Source organism: Paraburkholderia sp. FW306-02-B (assembly GCF_058782725.1).
This window is the reverse complement of record NZ_JBYSXZ010000001.1, coordinates 4,157,466-4,173,634: the sequence shown is the minus strand read 5'-3', so window position 1 is coordinate 4,173,634 and position 16,169 is coordinate 4,157,466. Positions and strand designations below refer to the sequence as shown.

Here is a 16,169-nt window from a genome sequence, read left to right as displayed (position 1 = left end):
GGGAGGGTGGGACGGCAGCGGCGTCAGTTCGCGCGTCGTCCCGTCGACGGATCGAAGAAGTGCAGATGCTGCGCGGGCAATGCCACTTGCAGCGCCTCGCCTGCCGCCGGCCGGTGCGCATGCGGCAAGCGCACCGTCACGTCGTGCTTGCCCCAGCTGCCGTGCGCGAGGTTGTCCGCGCCGAGCAGTTCACAGGAATCGACGGTGAGCGTGGCGTGAGTTGCGTCCGCGTGGTCCGGCGTCATGTGCTCCGGGCGAATACCGAGCGTCCATTCGCGTCCTGCCTTCACTTCCTCGCCAATCGAAGCAACACCTTGCAATGGCAGCTTCGGACCGTTGCCCGCCACCTCGAACGTCGAACCGTCGTCGGATAGGCGGCCTTCCAGCAGGTTCATCCCCGGCGAGCCGATAAAGCTCGCGACGAACACCGTCGCCGGCCGTTCATAGACTTCGGTCGGCGCGCCAATCTGCTCGGCGTGGCCTTTGTTCATCACGATCACGCGCTGCGCCAAGGTCATGGCTTCGATCTGATCGTGCGTGACGTAGAGGCTGGTTGTCGAAAGGCGCGCATGCAGGCGCTGGATTTCGAGGCGCATCTGCACGCGTAGCCGCGCATCGAGATTCGACAGCGGTTCGTCGAATAGAAACACCGCCGGCTCGCGCACGATCGCGCGGCCCATCGCGACGCGTTGCCGTTGTCCACCCGACAGCTCGCGCGGCTTGCGTTGCAGCAGCGCTTCGAGTTCCAGGATCTGCGCGGCGGCCTGCACGCGCTTTGCAATCTGTGCGCGATCGATACCCGCGATCTTCAACGCGTAACCCATGTTCTCGGCGACGCTCATGTGCGGATACAGCGCGTAGTTCTGAAACACCATCGCGATGTTGCGATCCTTCGGCTCCAGCTGGTTGACCACTTTGCCGGCGATCGAAATGGTGCCTTCGGAGATGCGCTCGAGCCCGGCCACCATCCGCAGCAACGTCGATTTGCCGCAACCGGACGGGCCGACCATCACGACGAACTCGCCGTCGGCGACGTCCACGTCGATGCCGTGCAACACGAACTGTTTGTCGTCGTAGGTTTTTTTAACGCTTTGCAGAGTCAGTGCAGCCATACCGTTTTAGCCTTTCGTTGCATCCGCGGATCGCGCGGTGTTTTTCATTCAATGACGGAGCTGATGGAGCGCTCAATGCGGCGGTTGTTACTTTTCCGAGTCGACCAGTCCGCGCACGAACCAGCGCTGCGTCGTCAGCACGACAGCGAGCGGCGGCAACATGGCCAGCAGCGTCGCGGTCATCACCAGATGCCATTCGGTCGCGGTGTCGCCGGAGGCGATCATGCTCTTGATCCCGACCACGGCCGTCGTCAGCGATTGCTGGCTCGTAATCAGGATCGGCCACAGATACTGATTCCAGCCGTAGATGAACGTAATCACGAAGAGCGCCGCCATGTTCGTTTTGGACAGCGGCAGCACCACGTCCCAGAAGAAACGCATTGCGCCGGCGCCGTCGATGCGCGCCGCTTCCATCAGTTCATCCGGCAGCGTCATGAAGAATTGCCGGAACAGGAAGGTGGCGGTCGCCGACGCGATCAGCGGCAACGTCAACCCGCTGTACGTATTGCTCAGATGCATCGACGACACGACCTGCACGGTCGGAAAGATGCGCACTTCGACCGGCAGCATCAGCGTGACGAAGATCAGCCAGAACGCCAGATTGCGAAACGGAAAGCGGAAGAACACGATCGCGTACGCGGAGATCATCGACACGGCGATCTTGCCGATCGAGATCACCAGCGCCATCACGAGGCTGTTGAACAACATGCGACCGAACGGCGCGGCCGCATTACCGCTGCCTTGCGTCCAAACGGTGGCGATGTTCTCGAACAGATGTGTGCTCGGCACCAGCGACAGCGGCACGCTGAACACTTCGTGCTCGCTCATGGTCGCCGCGCAGAACGCGACGTACACGGGAAACACCACCAGCACGACGCCGAGAATCAGCACCGCATGGCAGAACAGGTCGAAACCGCGGCGGTTCTCGATCATGAGTATTGAACCCTGCGTTCGATGAAGCGGAATTGCACGACCGTCAACGCGACGACGATCATCATGAGCACGACCGACTGCGCGCCCGAACTGCCGATGTCGAGTCCCTGAAAACCTTCGGCGAAGATCTTGTAGATCAGCGTACGGGTCGATTGCGCCGGGCCGCCGCCGGTGGCCGCGTCGATCACCGGGAAGGTGTCGAAGAATGCGTAGGTGATGTTCATCACCAACAGGAAGAAGCTGGTCGGCGATAGCAAAGGCAGCGCGATACCGAAGAAACGCCGCACCGGACCGGCGCCGTCGATTGCGGCGGCCTCGATCAGCGAGCGCGGGATCGCTTGCAAACCCGCATAGAAGAACAGGAAGTTATAGCTCACCTGTTTCCACACCGAAGCCAGCACGACGAGAAACATCGCCTGGCTCGCATTCAACGCGTGATTCCACACGATGCCGTACTTCGCGAGCCCATACGTGACGAGCCCGATGCTAGGGTTGAACAGAAACGACCACAACACGGCGGCGATCGCGGGCGCGACTGCATACGGCCAGATCAGCAGCGTCTGATAGGCCTTTGCGCCGCGCGTCACGCGATCGGCGCAGACCGCCAGCAACAGCGAGATCACCAGTCCCGACACGGTGACGAGCGCGCAGAAGATCAGTGTCGTATTGAACGACGACAAGTAGAGCGGATCGGCGAACAACTGCTTGAAATTGGCCAACCCGACAAACTCGCTCGACGTGCCGAACGCGTCCTGACTCTGCGTGGATTGCCACAGCGCCTCACCGGCCGGCCACAGAAAGAACAGCAGCGTAATCGCGAGTTGCGGCGCGACCAGCAGGTAGGGTAGTACGCTTGTGCCGAAGCTGGAGCGCTTTTCCATCGAGAATTCCCAAGGTTCTGCAAAGCGGATATCGGTGCGAACACACCGATATCCGTTGCTCCAGATGCTTAGCTACCGGCTTTCTCGAAGCGGCGCAGCAACTCGTCGCCACGCGTCACGGACGAATCGAGCGCTTCTTGCGGTGTCTTCTTCTGCGCCCAGACCTGTTCGAGTTCTTCGTCGATGATGGTGCGGATCTGCGGCATGTTGCCCAGACGCAAGCCCTTCGTGTACGGCAGCGGCGGCTTGTTGAGCATCTGCTTGATCGCGGTGTCGCTGCCCGGGTTCTTCTCGTAGAAGCCTTGCTGCTGCGTCAGTTGATACGCGGCGTTCGTGACCGGCAGATAACCGGTGTCCTGATGCCACTTCGCCGCCACCGGCGCCGACGACAGGTACGCGAGGAATTTCGCCACGCCCTTGTACACAGCCGGATCCTTACCCGAGAGCACCCACAAGCTCGCGCCACCGATGATCGCGTTCTGCGGCGCGCTCTTCACGCTGGCGTCGTACGGCATCATGCCGGTGCCGAAGCTGAACTTCGCGTACTTCTTGATCGTGGCGAGCGAGCCGGACGAGTTCGTGATGATCCCGCAGTCGCCGCTATAGAACTTCGACACCGGTTCGTCCTTGCGGCCGACATAGGTGAACGTGCCTTCCTTCTGCATGTTTTGCAGGAACTGGATATGCGCGACCTGCAGCGGCTTGTTGAATTCGAGCTGGGCGTTCGCGCCGTCGAAACCGTTGTTCTCCGACGCAAACGGCGCACCGTGCCACGCGCTGTAGTTTTCAAGCTGAATCCAGCTCTGCCAACCGGACGAATAGCCGCACGCCATGCCCGACGCTTTCAGCTTCTGCGCGTCCTGCTGCACTTCGGCCCAGGTTTTCGGCGGTTGATTAGGGTCGAGCCCGGCTTTCTTGAACGCGTCCTTGTTGTAGTAAAGCACCGGCGTCGAGCTGTTGAACGGCATCGAGATCAGCTGGCCGGTTTTAGAGTCGCTGTAATAACTTGCGATGGTCGGCACGAAGGCCTTTTCGTCGAGCGGCACGCCGGCTTGCTTGAACACGTCCGAGACCGGGATCACGGCTTTCTTCGCCTGCATCATTGTCGCCGTGCCGACTTCGTAGACCTGCAAGATAGCGGGCGCGTTGCCGCTGCGGTAAGCGGCGATGCCGGCGGCGAGTGTCTGGTCGTAGGCGCCTTTGAACACCGGCACGATCTTGTAGTCGCTCTGCGAGGCGTTGAACGCGTTGGCGATGTCGTTCAGACGTTCGCCCAGGGCGGCCTCCATGGCATGCCAGAACTGGATTTCAGTGGCGGCGTGAGCCGTCTGGCTGATGCCGAAACTTAACACGGCGGCAACGGAAAGCGAACGGAACAGCGGCTTGCAACTCATCGATTTGTCTCCTGGTCGGAACGGGACGGGAATGCGAATCGCGCGATTCTATTTGTGTTCGATGACATTTCGGCGTCGCTAGCCGGGCAGCGGCTTACTTTTGACAGACGCCGGATGCCGCAATTTAGCATTGGCCGCTGGGAAACGGAAAGGGTGGCCGTCCGAAGGTGGTGGCTTGAGCGAGGTCAAGGCCGAACGTAGAGGGCGGCACGTCGTTGTGGGCTCGCGGGCATGATGGACGGCGAAGTTGACGTCGTGCTTTGCTTGATCTCGCACGCTTCGTCATGGTGCTTATTAATCAGGATTACGGATGCCAGGTTTAGTGCGATTTGCGGTTTGTGGTTCGATAGTGGGTCTCATGTTGGCGGGTTGTGCGTTGACGCCCGTGGCTGCGGACGATAGGGCAGCGCAGGTGACATCGCTGCCGAAGATCATCGCGCATCGTGGCGGGACAGGCGATGCGCCCGAAAACACGCTCGAGGCGGTTCGCCAGTCGATCGCGCATCATGCCGACGCGATGTGGCTCACCGTTCAATTGAGCAAGGACGGTGTACCTGTTCTGTATCGACCAGCGGATCTGTCGGCGTTGACCGATGCGAAGGGTCCGGTGTCCGCACTCACCGCGGCAGAGCTGGCTCGAGTGAACGCTGGTTGGAGTTTCCGTCGTGGCGATGCATATCCGTATCGGGATCATCCGGTCGGCATTCCGACGCTGCGCGAAGCTTTGCGCGCGGTCCCGGCCGCCATGCCGGTCATCCTGGATATGAAAGCGCTACCCGCCGCGCCGCAGGCGCTGGCCGTGGCCCGTGTGCTGGACGAAGAAAACGCGTGGTCGCGCGTGACGATCTATTCGACCGAAGCGGCGTATCAGCAGAGCTTCGCGGCTTATCCGCAGGCGAAACTGTTCGAGTCGCGCGACGCAACGCGCGGGCGGCTCGTGCGGGTGCTTCTCGATCAAGGCTGCGTGGACGCGCCTGCCGAACACACGTCGACGGCGTTCGAATTGCATCGGGCGATGACGGTGGTAGAGAAATTCACGCTGGGTGAAGGCCGCTCCGACGTGCAGGCCACGCTGTGGACGCCCGCGACGATCGCCTGCTTCCGGCAGAAGCCCGACGTGCGGATCGTCGCGATCGCGGTGAACAATGCGGACGATTATCGGACGGCGGCCTGTCTCGGAATCGACGCGGTGCTGGCGGATTCGCCGTCGAAGATGGCGGAGATCAGAGAGGGTGTCGCGATGCCGCTGCGGTGTGCGGCGCGACCCACTACTCTTGCAATAGCCTTTTTAACTCGCGGAGAAATGAGGCTGTTGTATGGTCCCACGGTTCAGGATCAAACTGCGACCCGTAGGCTTCCTCAAAAGCGTCCTCCAGATCGCCAGCATGATCAAGCATGAATTTATTTATTTCTTCAATTAACATCATATTTTTTGATGGGGTAATTCCTTCCTTGTATTTAGACACAATTTCAGAAACTGTATTCCCCCATATATCAAAGTCTTCGTTAAAATAACCCCACATAAGCTGGTCCAACTCAGGATAAGGAGACGAAGCATTATTATCCATTAGCGCTCCAGGTACGAGGTTAGCACGTAATATGGAATTCCATTATAAATTTCAAGCTTCAAAACAACCTTAACTCGCCTCATATTTACAAGCTCGCCAGTTTTTCTAATCACACCATAACCAACATCTCGCCCAACATCTTCGAACAAAGTGAGCGTCGCATTGGGTGGTGATGATTTGGCCCACGTCTTGATCTTAATAACATTTAACCGCATAACTTTAGAAATAGCCCATTCCGCAGTTCCAATATTCGTAAATGACGAGACGGTTTGGGGTTTGGACTCCAACCGTAAACGCTCCCTCAACTGAGCCTCGGTTCGCCCAATATGCTTTTCAAGTGTATGCCCTCCTGGGCCGCCTACAAAGGCTCTTTCATGCCACTTCAGATTAAGCTCGCCCATCGTGACGCGGCCGACACGCACCGCCTTCAGCATCCCCGCGATGCCAAATGACAGGCCAAGGTCCACCGACAAACCGATATTGTTCGCCATTTCCGGTGGTGCTTTTAGCGTCTCAGCCAGCTTGGCCATGCCTTGCTGAACCAGGGTCCCGGTATCCCGCCCGGTCCAGGCTTGGCGAAGGCCCGCCGCTGCCGTATCCGAGCCATGCACGCCGAACGCGATACACCCAGCCTTGCTGAGCATCGTCGGCTCAGGCATCACGCATAACGCGCTCGCGCCGACCATTTCCAGTACCCCGCCGACGACCTGCAAACCGCCCCAGAGTCGATTGCTCAACATCTCCGTGGGACTGATCGATTGACCCGACAACACCGCCGCCAATTGCGCGAGGCTCATCACTACCCGAAAACCATCCGTATCATTCATCTGCACCACCGCTCACCTCTTTCATCAGAAGAAAGAGACTGATCCTAACCGATTGATATTGCTGATATTTTTTGAGATGGCTCGATGTTTGTCCGTTGCAACACATCACCCCGTCATTCGCTTCACAACCGCTCGCAATTCGCCGCGTTTAATGCGCCCATACAGGGCGATGCGTTCAATGCCAGTGATCTCTGACACGCGGCGGCGCAGAATTAAAATTGGGATAAGTTGATCGGCCGTGTCATTACCTTTTGGACAAAAAGGCTCACACCGGAGCCGGGAGCGGCGCCGCATGCGGTATTAAATGGTCCCGAACCCGTATTGAAGAGATGGGCAAGTTCAAGAAACTAGCCACGAAAATCCACCGCAGGGTGGGCTAGTTGCTGCGAAAGGGATGGGTAGGTTTCGCGGGAAGCGCAAGAGCAAGCCAATGCTGGCGAGGGTTCGGGGGTAGGCAGGCCCTCGCGGGCGTACCGTTCGTTGTCTTGTGGTTCTTCGTCCCATCCTCTTTCCCACGCGGAGCGGTCCCAATCCTCGCAACTTAAGGGTGCGATTTTCCGCCAAGGCTTGTAAACACTGGCTGAAGCGGATAGGCTCACACATCATGTCACTCACAATTGTCCTCGGCAGGGGAGCGGCTGCACGCAGTGCTGGGCGGGTTCATTTCACACCTCCACTCGCCGACGTTGCGCACACGCCATCTCGTTGATCACAGGCATTTCAGCCGACGGCGAGTCCCGGATTTCGTTACGCTGGTCTCTTGGTTCTCCTCGGCAACCGCGCAGCGGTGCAAACCGAACTGGATCGCTTCTTCGCGGTGCTGCGTAACCAGGCCGAGCTGGTGCGTGGCGTGAGTGCGCAGGCGCTTTCCAAAGCCCGGCAGAACCTGCCGCACACCGTATTCACCGAACTGATGCGACATCTGCTTTCGCTCGTCGAGCAGCACATCGGCATCCCGCGTTGGCACGGCCTGCGCGTGGTGGCGGCCGACGCAAGCGACGTGCGGTTCACGTTGCGCGACGCCACGCGCCGTGTGATCAAATGCGCCAAGGTATTCGCGCTGTATCTGCCCGGCGGCATCGAGACGATGTTGCACGCGACGCTGTACGGTACCAATACCGGCGAGCGGCAAATGCTGTTCGAGCACCTTGAACTGCTGGGCACAGATGATCTGCTCGTCCTGGATCGCGGTTATCCAGCTTCGTGGCTGATGGCGGCACTCCAGATGCGTGCGATCAGGTTCTGCATGCGCATTGACGGCATCGGCGGCGCTGCCGTCAAGTCGTTCCTGCGCAGCGGCGCGGCCGAGGCGATCGTCACGCTGCCGCCGCCAAGCCGCCCGGACGCGAACGACTACGAGATTGAACGCGCGCCGGTCACGGTGCGCCTGATCCGCCTCGCGACACCCGAGGGCCGCGTGCGCGTGCTCGCGACCAATCTGCTGGATTCGCACACCTGGCCTGCCGGCGAGTTCGCCGCCCTGTACCATCAGAGGTGGCGAATTGACGAAGCGTTCAAACGGATCAAGCATCGCCTCAATCTGGAGGCCGTTTCCGGACTGAGCTGGCTCACGCATCAGCAGGACCTGGGCGCCAAAATCCTGAGCGACAACCTCGACGCGCTGCTGTGCCTGCAAGCGCTCGGCGGGCGAGATGGACAGATCGGCGAAGCCACGCCGACCGTGCTTTGCTCGCCAAGCGGTGAGTTGCCCAAAATCAACCGCACACGCGCCTTCGCCCACATTCAGCAATGTCTGCCGCGCTGGCTGCGCGACGGCAGCCCCCCAGCAATCGATAATCTGACTCGCCTCCTTCGTCATATCGCCGTCAATGTCATTCGTTTGGTGCCTGACCGACTCCGACCACGACCGCCGCAACCCAAGCCGCACAAGGCATTGGCCGGCAAGCCTGTCATGTAGTCATCCTTAAGTTGCGAGGATTGGGTGTGCGGCACGGGGCGCAGCGGACTGGCAGTAAAACAAAAAGCCCGCATCGAGCGCAATGCCGTTCACTTAAGCGGAGCGGCGTTGCGTGCCTCAAGGTAGGGCTTCAAGTCGGCATGCCGAAACCCAGAGCGCGAACTGGAGTCCGGAATTTTTCTTCGTTTTCAAGCCGGACTACTAGTTGCCGATCGCCGGCGCGCAGACACAAACCGGCTATTTCCTTACGCGTGGCGATCGTGGAGGCGATTTCCGCATTCTCACAATCGATTAGTAGTGCGGTGCCGGAGATTTTAAGCGCCTTGCCCTGTTGCAGAGTGGTCTTAATGAACGACTCCACTGTCTCCGGCAGGGGCTGGTCTTCCCGGGTCTGCAGAAACGCTCGAAGTTCGGCAATATCGAGTCCTCTTTCAATCGCTCCAACGGCCTTTTGACGGTCCAACCGCCAACTCTTATCCGTTGTCTCTACGGCCCAGGTGTCAAGCGTCAGAAATTCTTCCGCCGACAGATTTCCGCCAGCGACATTGACCTGCAGATTGGGCAAAACCGACAGCTTGACGCCGGGCTGGATCGGGGCGGGTGTGTAGTCATCACTCAGTCCGAGGCAATAGGCACCAAGCGGTGTTACACGGAAGTAGATCAGGCCGTCGTAACGGCTGAGGAATGCCAGATCGTCCGTTCCCCATATGCCGTCAAAGTCAACGCGCGCCCCAGTCGCCTCGATGTAGGCGACGTCAATGATCCCCAGCGCGGCGGCATACTCAAACAGGAAACAGAGCAAATAGCGCAATTGCAAAATTTCCCAGCCGTGGTAGCCGTTGTGGCCCAGGGCGCCATATTGCTGATCGACGATATAGAGCTTCCACGGATCATGGGTCACGTCAAACGTGCGACCTGTCGCTTGCATGAACCGGGAAATGTCGTCGACATTGATCCACGCTCCAATCGGGCAGAGCCGCAGTATTTCGGTGATAGCAGCGCGACGCGGCGCCAGGGCAGTCATGACGCGACCTTTCGATTTCTGCCCCTTGATGACGTCGACGCGGCTGAACTCGTCAAACAGACTGGATTTAAGCCATTTGTTCCAGATCGTACTCAACACGCTGGCTTGGGACGAGGTCAAAGCTTTCCGTCCCGCTGCGCTCAACGCCAGTTTGCTGCCGTTCCGTTGCACCAGCCCGGCAGCCTGAAGCAGCAGTGGCCACGAGAACGCCTTGATTGGGCCGATCTCCTGATCCCATTGATCTTGTGGGGGCCTGTGGGCGTAGAAGTCGCCGTCGGCGAGGCGCTCTGTCAACAGGCGCAGCGTTGCTGCGCCGGGTAAAGATGTCTTTTCGCTGACCTGGATTTTGCCCTGATCCGCTAGACGTAGAAGAACCGACAGATCCACCATGGCATCGCGCTCGGTGTGTCGCACCGTCAGCCGATTTTCGTCGATCTCCTCTGGAAGCGTTTCGATGGTGCTCAGCCGGACGGGCTCGGGTTCGGGCGCGAAGGTTTTTAGTCGTTCGCGCATATCGACGGGCATGCTGTAACACCCATCCTGGTCGTATAAAAAGAGGCCCAACGCCGTCGGCGGTCCATAGTACGAATAGCGGCCATTCTCCTTGACAGTGAATTCGGGCGAGCACCCGTATTTCGCAAGGAACCGGTTTTCATCAAAGAAACCGTCTGGCGCGTATGCGGTCTCCGCCACCGCCGTACGTTGGGTGTCGTCCAGACGATCCCAGAGTGCGCGCAGCCCGTCGCCCGTAAGACTTCGCATGATTTCCCCGACCAGTTGGTCTTTCGTGCCGGTGTGGGCAGCATCAGGAAGCCAGCGCATCATTGATTTCAACCGGTCCTTGGTGAGCCGGAAGAGCACTTCGTTTAACGTGGTCATTGGCGAAATGGGATACGTTGCTCAGGAAGATGACCCGCATTATCTTCGAAATCTTCGGCTCGATCGCAGGGTTAGCGCATACGCGTCGACCGTCGCGCCAGGCGATTACTCAGCACTGCCTGGCCCTGAGTGTCGGATTCTTCTGTACCCGGGTTTTTGTCTCGTCTGTCGAACGAAGCATGCCGGGTTTCGTACCCGGCTACTTGTTCGATATCTATCGACTCGTTCGGATTGGATTGACATGAAAAAGCCCGCTGGAAGCGGGCCTTTTGGTTTTTTTGGAGGGTAGGGTTCCGCCTGACAGCGCTTCCGCTCAGACGTTAAACAGGAAGTTCATCACGTCGCCATCGTGCACGACGTATTCCTTGCCTTCGGCGCGCATCTTGCCGGCTTCCTTCGCGCCTTGTTCACCCTTGTAGGTGATGAAATCGTTGAAGGCGATCGTCTGCGCGCGAATGAAGCCGCGCTCGAAGTCGGTGTGAATCGCCCCCGCCGCCTGCGGCGCGGTATCGCCGACGTGGATGGTCCAGGCGCGCACTTCCTTCACGCCGGCGGTGAAATACGTTTGCAGGCCCAGCAGCTTGAAACCCGCGCGAATCACGCGGTTCAGGCCCGGTTCTTCCATGCCCATGTCCTCGAGGAACACTTCCATGTCGGCTTCGTCGAGGTCGGCGATTTCCGCTTCGATCGCTGCGCACACGGCGACGACCGGCGCGTTTTCCGCTGCCGCGAACTTCGCCACCGCGTCCAGATGCGGGTTGTTTTCGAAACCGTTTTCCTTCACGTTGGCGACGTACATCGTCGGCTTCGCGGTGATCAGGCAGAACGGCTTGAGCAGCGCTTTTTCTTCGTCTGACAGATCGAGCGCCCGAACCGGCTTGGCCTGATCGAGCTGCGCGCGGACTTTCTCCAGCACGGCGGCGTTCCTGGCTGCTTCCTTGTCATTACCCGACTTGGCGGCCTTCGAATAGCGCGTGAGCGCCTTCTCGACGGTCGCGAGGTCGGCCAGCGCCAGTTCGGTGTTGATCACTTCGATATCCGACAACGGATCGATCTTGTTCGCGACGTGAATCACGTTCTCATCTTCGAAGCAGCGCACCACGTGCGTGATCGCGTCGGTTTCGCGGATGTTCGCGAGAAACTGGTTGCCCAGACCTTCGCCCTTGCTCGCACCGGCCACGAGGCCCGCGATGTCGACGAATTCCACTACGGCCGGCAGGACGCGCTCCGGCTTGACGACTTCGGCGAGCGCCTGCAACCGCGCGTCCGGCACTTCGACGATGCCGACGTTCGGCTCGATCGTGCAGAACGGATAGTTTTCCGCGGCGATGCCCGCCTTGGTCAGCGCATTGAACAGGGTGGACTTGCCGACGTTAGGCAAGCCGACGATGCCGCATTTGAGGCTCATGGAAATCCTTCAGTGAATCAGTAAGTTGCGTGATGCGCTCGACGCTGTGCGCTGGATGCGAAAGCATTCGTGATGGCGTGGCGATGGGCCGCAGCGGAGCGAGACAAGACACCAAATCGGGGCGTTGGCTCAACGATTTAGTGCGAGTTTTGTCACGGAAGTCGCGATTGTAACTCTTTCGGGTGGGCTTTCTGGGCGAGGGAGCGGGAAAGCTGGAACGGGCATTGGCATGGACGCCGGTTTTCGAGCCGAAATGCCGCACGTGCCGATCCGTCCCCCGTAACCCCCGCAGCTATAATGCGCGGATGAACGCACACCACCAGACCTTTGATGTCGCCGTGATCGGCGGCGGGCTCGTCGGCAAGACCGCGGCGCTTGCGCTGACGCAAAGCGGACTGCGCGTGGCGCTGCTCGCGCAACCCTGTGCGCCGCTAGCCGCCGGAGCCACGTTCGACTCGCGGGTCTACGCGTTGTCGTCGAGTTCACAGGCTTTGCTGGAGCGGTTGCGGGTCTGGCAGGCGCTCGATTTGTCGCGGCTGGGGCCTGTCTACGACATGCGGGTCTACGGCGACGCGCACGCTGAACTCCATTTCTCCGCATTTCAGGCGTCCGTGCCGCAACTGGCGTGGATTGTCGAATCGTCGCTGATCGAGCGCGCTTTGGATGCCGCGCTGCGTTTCCAGCCGAATCTCACCTGGATCGACTCGCGCGCTCAGGCGCTCGATTTCAATGCCGATGGCGCGAGCGTCGGTCTGGCCAACGGCAATGTGCTCGAGGCCGATCTGGTGGTCGGCGCGGACGGCGCGCATTCGTGGGTACGCGCTCAGATCGGTTCGAAGATGAGCCGGCGCGATTACAGGCAAACCGGTGTGGTCGCGAACTTCAAGGCCGAGAAGCCGCACAGCGAAACGGCATATCAATGGTTCAAGGACCGCGAGATCGTCGCGCTGCTGCCGATGCCGGACGGCCACGTGTCGCTGGTCTGGTCGGCGCGCACTGAACACGCCGAGCAACTGCTCGCGCTCGATCCGGCGCAACTCGCCGCCGAAGTCGAACGCGTGACGGGCGGCCAGTTCGGCGCGCTCGAATGCGTGACGCCCGCCCAAGGCTTCCCGCTCGCGCTGCAAACCGTCGACCGCCTGGTGGCGCCGCGCGTCGCGCTGGTCGGCGATGCCGCGCATCTGATTCACCCGTTGGCCGGCCAGGGCATGAACCTGGGTTTGCGCGACGTCGCCGCGCTCGCCGAGACGGTGGCCGGCAAGGAAGCGTTCCGCGATCTCGGCGACCTGGTGCTGTTGCGCCGCTACGAGCGCGCCCGCCGCGAAGACATTCGCGCGCTGATGATCGCCACCGACGGTCTGCAAAAGCTCTTCTCCGTGCCCGGCCCGTTCGCCAAGGCCCTGCGCAATACCGGCATGGCCTTCGTCGGCGCGCAACCGTTGATCAAGCGCTGGCTGGTGTCGGCCGCGCTGGGCTAGAGCGTGCGCCGGCCCGCATGCCCGGATCGGCGAGACAGGTATGATGAACGGATGGACGTCATTCTGGTCAGACCAGTCATGTCGCGAAAACGCGCACCTCACGCGCTAGAACCCAGGAATTCAGCATGAAAAAATCCTTCCGCATCGCAGCTGTCGCGCTCGCGATCGCCGCCGTGGCAATCGGCTGCTCAGCGCAGGCCGATCAAACCACCGACAAGCTCAAAGCCACGCTGCAGACGCGTCTCGCGGACGTGGCCATCAAGAGCGTCACGAAGTCGCCGATTGCTGGCCTCTACGAAGTAAACCTCGGCGCGCAGATCGTCTATAGCGACGCGAACGGCGATTACCTCATGCTTGGCGACATCGTCGATGCGAAGACGCGCAAAAATCTGACGGAAGCGCGTCTGTCGGAAACCAACCGTATCGATTTCGCGAGCTTGCCGTTCGCAAATGCGGTGAAGGTCGTCAAGGGCAACGGTGCGCGCAAGATCGCCGTGTTCTCCGATCCGAACTGCCCGTACTGCAAGCAGCTCGAAACTACGCTCAAGTCGATCGACAACGTGACGGTCTACACTTTCCTGTACCCGGTGCTGTCGCCGGATTCGACAGCGAAGTCGAAGTCGATCTGGTGCTCGAGCGACCGTGCGAAGGCGTGGGAATCGTGGATGCAGGACCATCAGGCGCCGACGGCAGCCGGCACGTGTGATACCGCCGCGCTCGACAAGAACCTGGCGCTCGGCCACGCGATGAATGTCGAGGGCACGCCCACCGTGTTCCTCGCCGACGGCCGCCGCTTGCCCGGCGCGGTGCCGGCAGACCGGCTGGACAAGGAAATGTCCGCCGTGCGCTGAGCACGCAACACGAATTGAACAGAGGAGGCGCGGCGTGCGCCTCCTTTCACGTCAAGCCCCGAACATCCTCATCCTCGCCTGAAATCTCCTAACCGCCGCCGATGAAGCCAATCCGCTACACCATCGTTCCCAAGCAACCCGCCGCCCATCTGTTCGAAGTCACCGTGACCGTCGCCGATCCCGATCCGGCCGGCCAGCGTTTCATGCTGCCGGTGTGGATTCCGGGCAGCTACATGGTGCGCGAATTCGCGCGCCACATCGTCACGCTGCGTGCCTTCAACGACGCGGGCCGCAAAGTGCGCATCGAGAAGACCGATAAGCAGACGTGGCAGGCCGCGCCGGTCAAAGGCGCGCTGAGGCTGCGCTACGAGGTGTATGCATGGGATCTGTCGGTGCGGGCGGCGCATCTGGACGACACGACCGGCTTTTTCAACGGCACCAGCGTGTTTCTGTCGCCGCTCGGGCACGAGGAAGCGCAGTGCGTAGTCGATATTCAGAAGCCGGAGGGCGCGGCGTATCGCGACTGGCGGGTCGCGACCGCGTTGCCGGAAGCACGTGGCACCAGGCGCTACGGCTTCGGCGAGTACCGCGCGCAGAACTACGACGAGCTGATCGATCATCCGGTTACGTTGGGTGAATTCGCGCTGGCGACCTTCAAGGCACACGGCGTGCCGCACGACATCGTGATCGCCGGGCGGGTGGTCGGGCTCGACATGGCGCGGCTGTCCGCCGACCTGAAGCGCATTTGCGAAGCGCAGATCGCGTTGTTCGAGCCTAAGTCGAAGAAAGCGCCGGTCGAGCGCTATGTGTTCATGACGCAGGCTGTTGCCGAAGGTTACGGCGGCCTGGAGCATCGCGCCTCGACGGCGCTGATCTGCAGTCGCGGCGATCTGCCGGTGGAAGGCCGCGAAGCGCTCACCGAAGGCTACCGAACCTACCTCGGCCTGTGCAGCCACGAATATTTCCACACGTGGAACGTGAAGCGCATCAAGCCGGCCGTGTTTGCGCCGTACGACCTGACTCGCGAGAACTACACGTCGCTGCTGTGGCTGTTCGAAGGCTTCACGTCGTATTACGACGACCTGGTCCTGGTGCGCAGCGGCGTCATTTCGCAGGAAGACTATCTTGGCATGGTCGGCAAGGTGATCGGCGGCGTGCTGCGCGGCAGCGGCCGCCAGAAGCAGACGGTCGCCGAGAGCGCGTTCGACGCCTGGGTCAAATATTACCGGCAGGACGAAAACGCGCCGAACGCGATCGTCAGCTATTACACCAAGGGCTCGCTTGTCGCGCTGGCGTTCGATCTGACGATTCGCGCGCAAACCAACCACCGCAAATCGCTCGATGACGTGATGCGTCTGCTGTGGCAACGCTTCGGGCGGGACTTCTATCGCGGCAAGCCTGTCGGCGTCGAAGAAAGCGAGATCGAGGCGATTTTCGCGGAAGCGACCGGCGCGCACCTGGACGAACTGTTCGCCGACGCCGTGCACGGCACGCGCGACCTGCCGCTCGACACGCTGCTGGCGCCGTTCGGCGTCACGCTCGCATCCGACCTGGACAAGAACGGCAAGCCTTCGCTCGGCGCGCGCGTGCGCGGCGGCGCGGATTGCACGCTGACGGCGGTCCATGAAGGCAGCGCGGCGCAAAAAGCCGGGCTGTCGGCGGGCGACGTGCTGATGGCGATCGACGGCCTGCGCGTGACCGGCTCGAATCTTGACACGCTGTTGTCGCGCTATCTGCCGGGCGCGAAAGTTGAGGTTCACGCGTTCCGCCGCGACGAGCTGCGCACCGTGCAAGTCAAGCTGGACGGCCCTGAGGTGGTGCGCTACAAGCTCACCGCGAGCGACAAGCGGCCCGCTGCGCGCAAGGCACGTGACCGCTGGCTGGCAAGCTGATCGT

General features: G+C 60.8%; 12 protein-coding genes and 1 pseudogene. 5 read left to right on the top strand and 8 right to left on the bottom strand.

The features are described from left to right. Positions 1–23 precede the first annotated feature (23 nt). The 4 genes from AC3WOG_RS18635 to ugpB form a co-directional block, all read right to left on the bottom strand. Positions 24–1,112 (bottom strand): sn-glycerol-3-phosphate import ATP-binding protein UgpC, encoded by a 1,089-nt coding sequence (locus AC3WOG_RS18635; protein ID WP_492579329.1) that lies wholly within the window; start codon positions 1,110–1,112, stop codon positions 24–26. Positions 1,113–1,199: 87 nt separating this feature from the next. Continuing rightward, on the bottom strand, positions 1,200–2,045 hold the full coding sequence (ugpE, locus tag AC3WOG_RS18630; RefSeq protein ID WP_492579328.1) for a sn-glycerol-3-phosphate ABC transporter permease UgpE: 846 nt from the start codon (positions 2,043–2,045) through the stop codon (positions 1,200–1,202). Then, positions 2,042–2,926 carry a sn-glycerol-3-phosphate ABC transporter permease UgpA gene (gene ugpA / locus AC3WOG_RS18625; protein WP_341314185.1) on the bottom strand — a complete coding sequence of 295 codons (885 nt, stop codon included), beginning with the start codon at positions 2,924–2,926 and terminating at the stop codon, positions 2,042–2,044. Before ugpA ends, ugpE begins: the two co-directional genes overlap by 4 nt. A gap of 68 nt (positions 2,927–2,994) precedes the next feature. Next, positions 2,995–4,320 carry a sn-glycerol-3-phosphate ABC transporter substrate-binding protein UgpB gene (ugpB, locus tag AC3WOG_RS18620; RefSeq protein ID WP_492579327.1) on the bottom strand — a complete coding sequence of 442 codons (1,326 nt, stop codon included), beginning with the start codon at positions 4,318–4,320 and terminating at the stop codon, positions 2,995–2,997. Between the two features lie 310 nt (positions 4,321–4,630). Between ugpB and AC3WOG_RS18615 the strand changes: the two are divergent. Continuing rightward, positions 4,631–5,575, top strand: a pseudogene (locus AC3WOG_RS18615) (glycerophosphodiester phosphodiesterase family protein); the annotation flags it as partial. A 13-nt stretch (positions 5,576–5,588) separates the two neighbouring features. Here AC3WOG_RS18615 and AC3WOG_RS18610 read toward each other — a convergent pair. Beyond that, a complete protein-coding gene (locus tag AC3WOG_RS18610; protein WP_492579839.1) occupies positions 5,589–5,843 on the bottom strand; it encodes a contact-dependent growth inhibition system immunity protein in 255 nt (84 codons plus the stop codon). Between the two features lie 44 nt (positions 5,844–5,887). Next, complete coding sequence (locus tag AC3WOG_RS18605) at positions 5,888–6,715, bottom strand: RNase A-like domain-containing protein (protein ID WP_492579326.1); 828 nt, start codon at positions 6,713–6,715, stop codon at positions 5,888–5,890. A 787-nt stretch (positions 6,716–7,502) separates the two neighbouring features. Between AC3WOG_RS18605 and AC3WOG_RS18600 the strand changes: the two genes are divergently transcribed. Next, on the top strand, positions 7,503–8,633 hold the full coding sequence (locus tag AC3WOG_RS18600; RefSeq protein ID WP_492579838.1) for an IS4 family transposase: 1,131 nt from the start codon (positions 7,503–7,505) through the stop codon (positions 8,631–8,633). Between the two features lie 130 nt (positions 8,634–8,763). Here the strand turns inward: AC3WOG_RS18600 and AC3WOG_RS18595 are convergent, their stop codons facing one another. Together AC3WOG_RS18595 and ychF are read right to left on the bottom strand one after the other, a co-directional pair. After that, positions 8,764–10,536, bottom strand: coding sequence for a hypothetical protein (locus AC3WOG_RS18595; protein ID WP_492579325.1), 1,773 nt, complete (start codon positions 10,534–10,536; stop codon positions 8,764–8,766). Between the two features lie 313 nt (positions 10,537–10,849). After that, positions 10,850–11,944 carry a redox-regulated ATPase YchF gene (gene ychF / locus AC3WOG_RS18590; RefSeq protein ID WP_492579324.1) on the bottom strand — a complete coding sequence of 365 codons (1,095 nt, stop codon included), beginning with the start codon at positions 11,942–11,944 and terminating at the stop codon, positions 10,850–10,852. A 305-nt stretch (positions 11,945–12,249) separates the two neighbouring features. On the opposite strand from ychF, the gene AC3WOG_RS18585 reads away from it, so the two are divergent. The 3 genes from AC3WOG_RS18585 (at position 12,250) to AC3WOG_RS18575 (ending at position 16,165) form a co-directional block, all read left to right on the top strand. Beyond that, positions 12,250–13,422 (top strand): UbiH/UbiF family hydroxylase, encoded by a 1,173-nt coding sequence (locus AC3WOG_RS18585; protein WP_492579323.1) that lies wholly within the window; start codon positions 12,250–12,252, stop codon positions 13,420–13,422. A 125-nt stretch (positions 13,423–13,547) separates the two neighbouring features. Beyond that, positions 13,548–14,273: a DsbC family protein gene (locus AC3WOG_RS18580; RefSeq protein ID WP_492579322.1), complete on the top strand. Its 726-nt coding sequence runs from the start codon at positions 13,548–13,550 to the stop codon at positions 14,271–14,273. A gap of 101 nt (positions 14,274–14,374) precedes the next feature. Then, on the top strand, positions 14,375–16,165 hold the full coding sequence (locus AC3WOG_RS18575) for a M61 family metallopeptidase (RefSeq protein ID WP_492579321.1): 1,791 nt from the start codon (positions 14,375–14,377) through the stop codon (positions 16,163–16,165). The last annotated feature ends 4 nt before the right edge of the window (positions 16,166–16,169 follow it).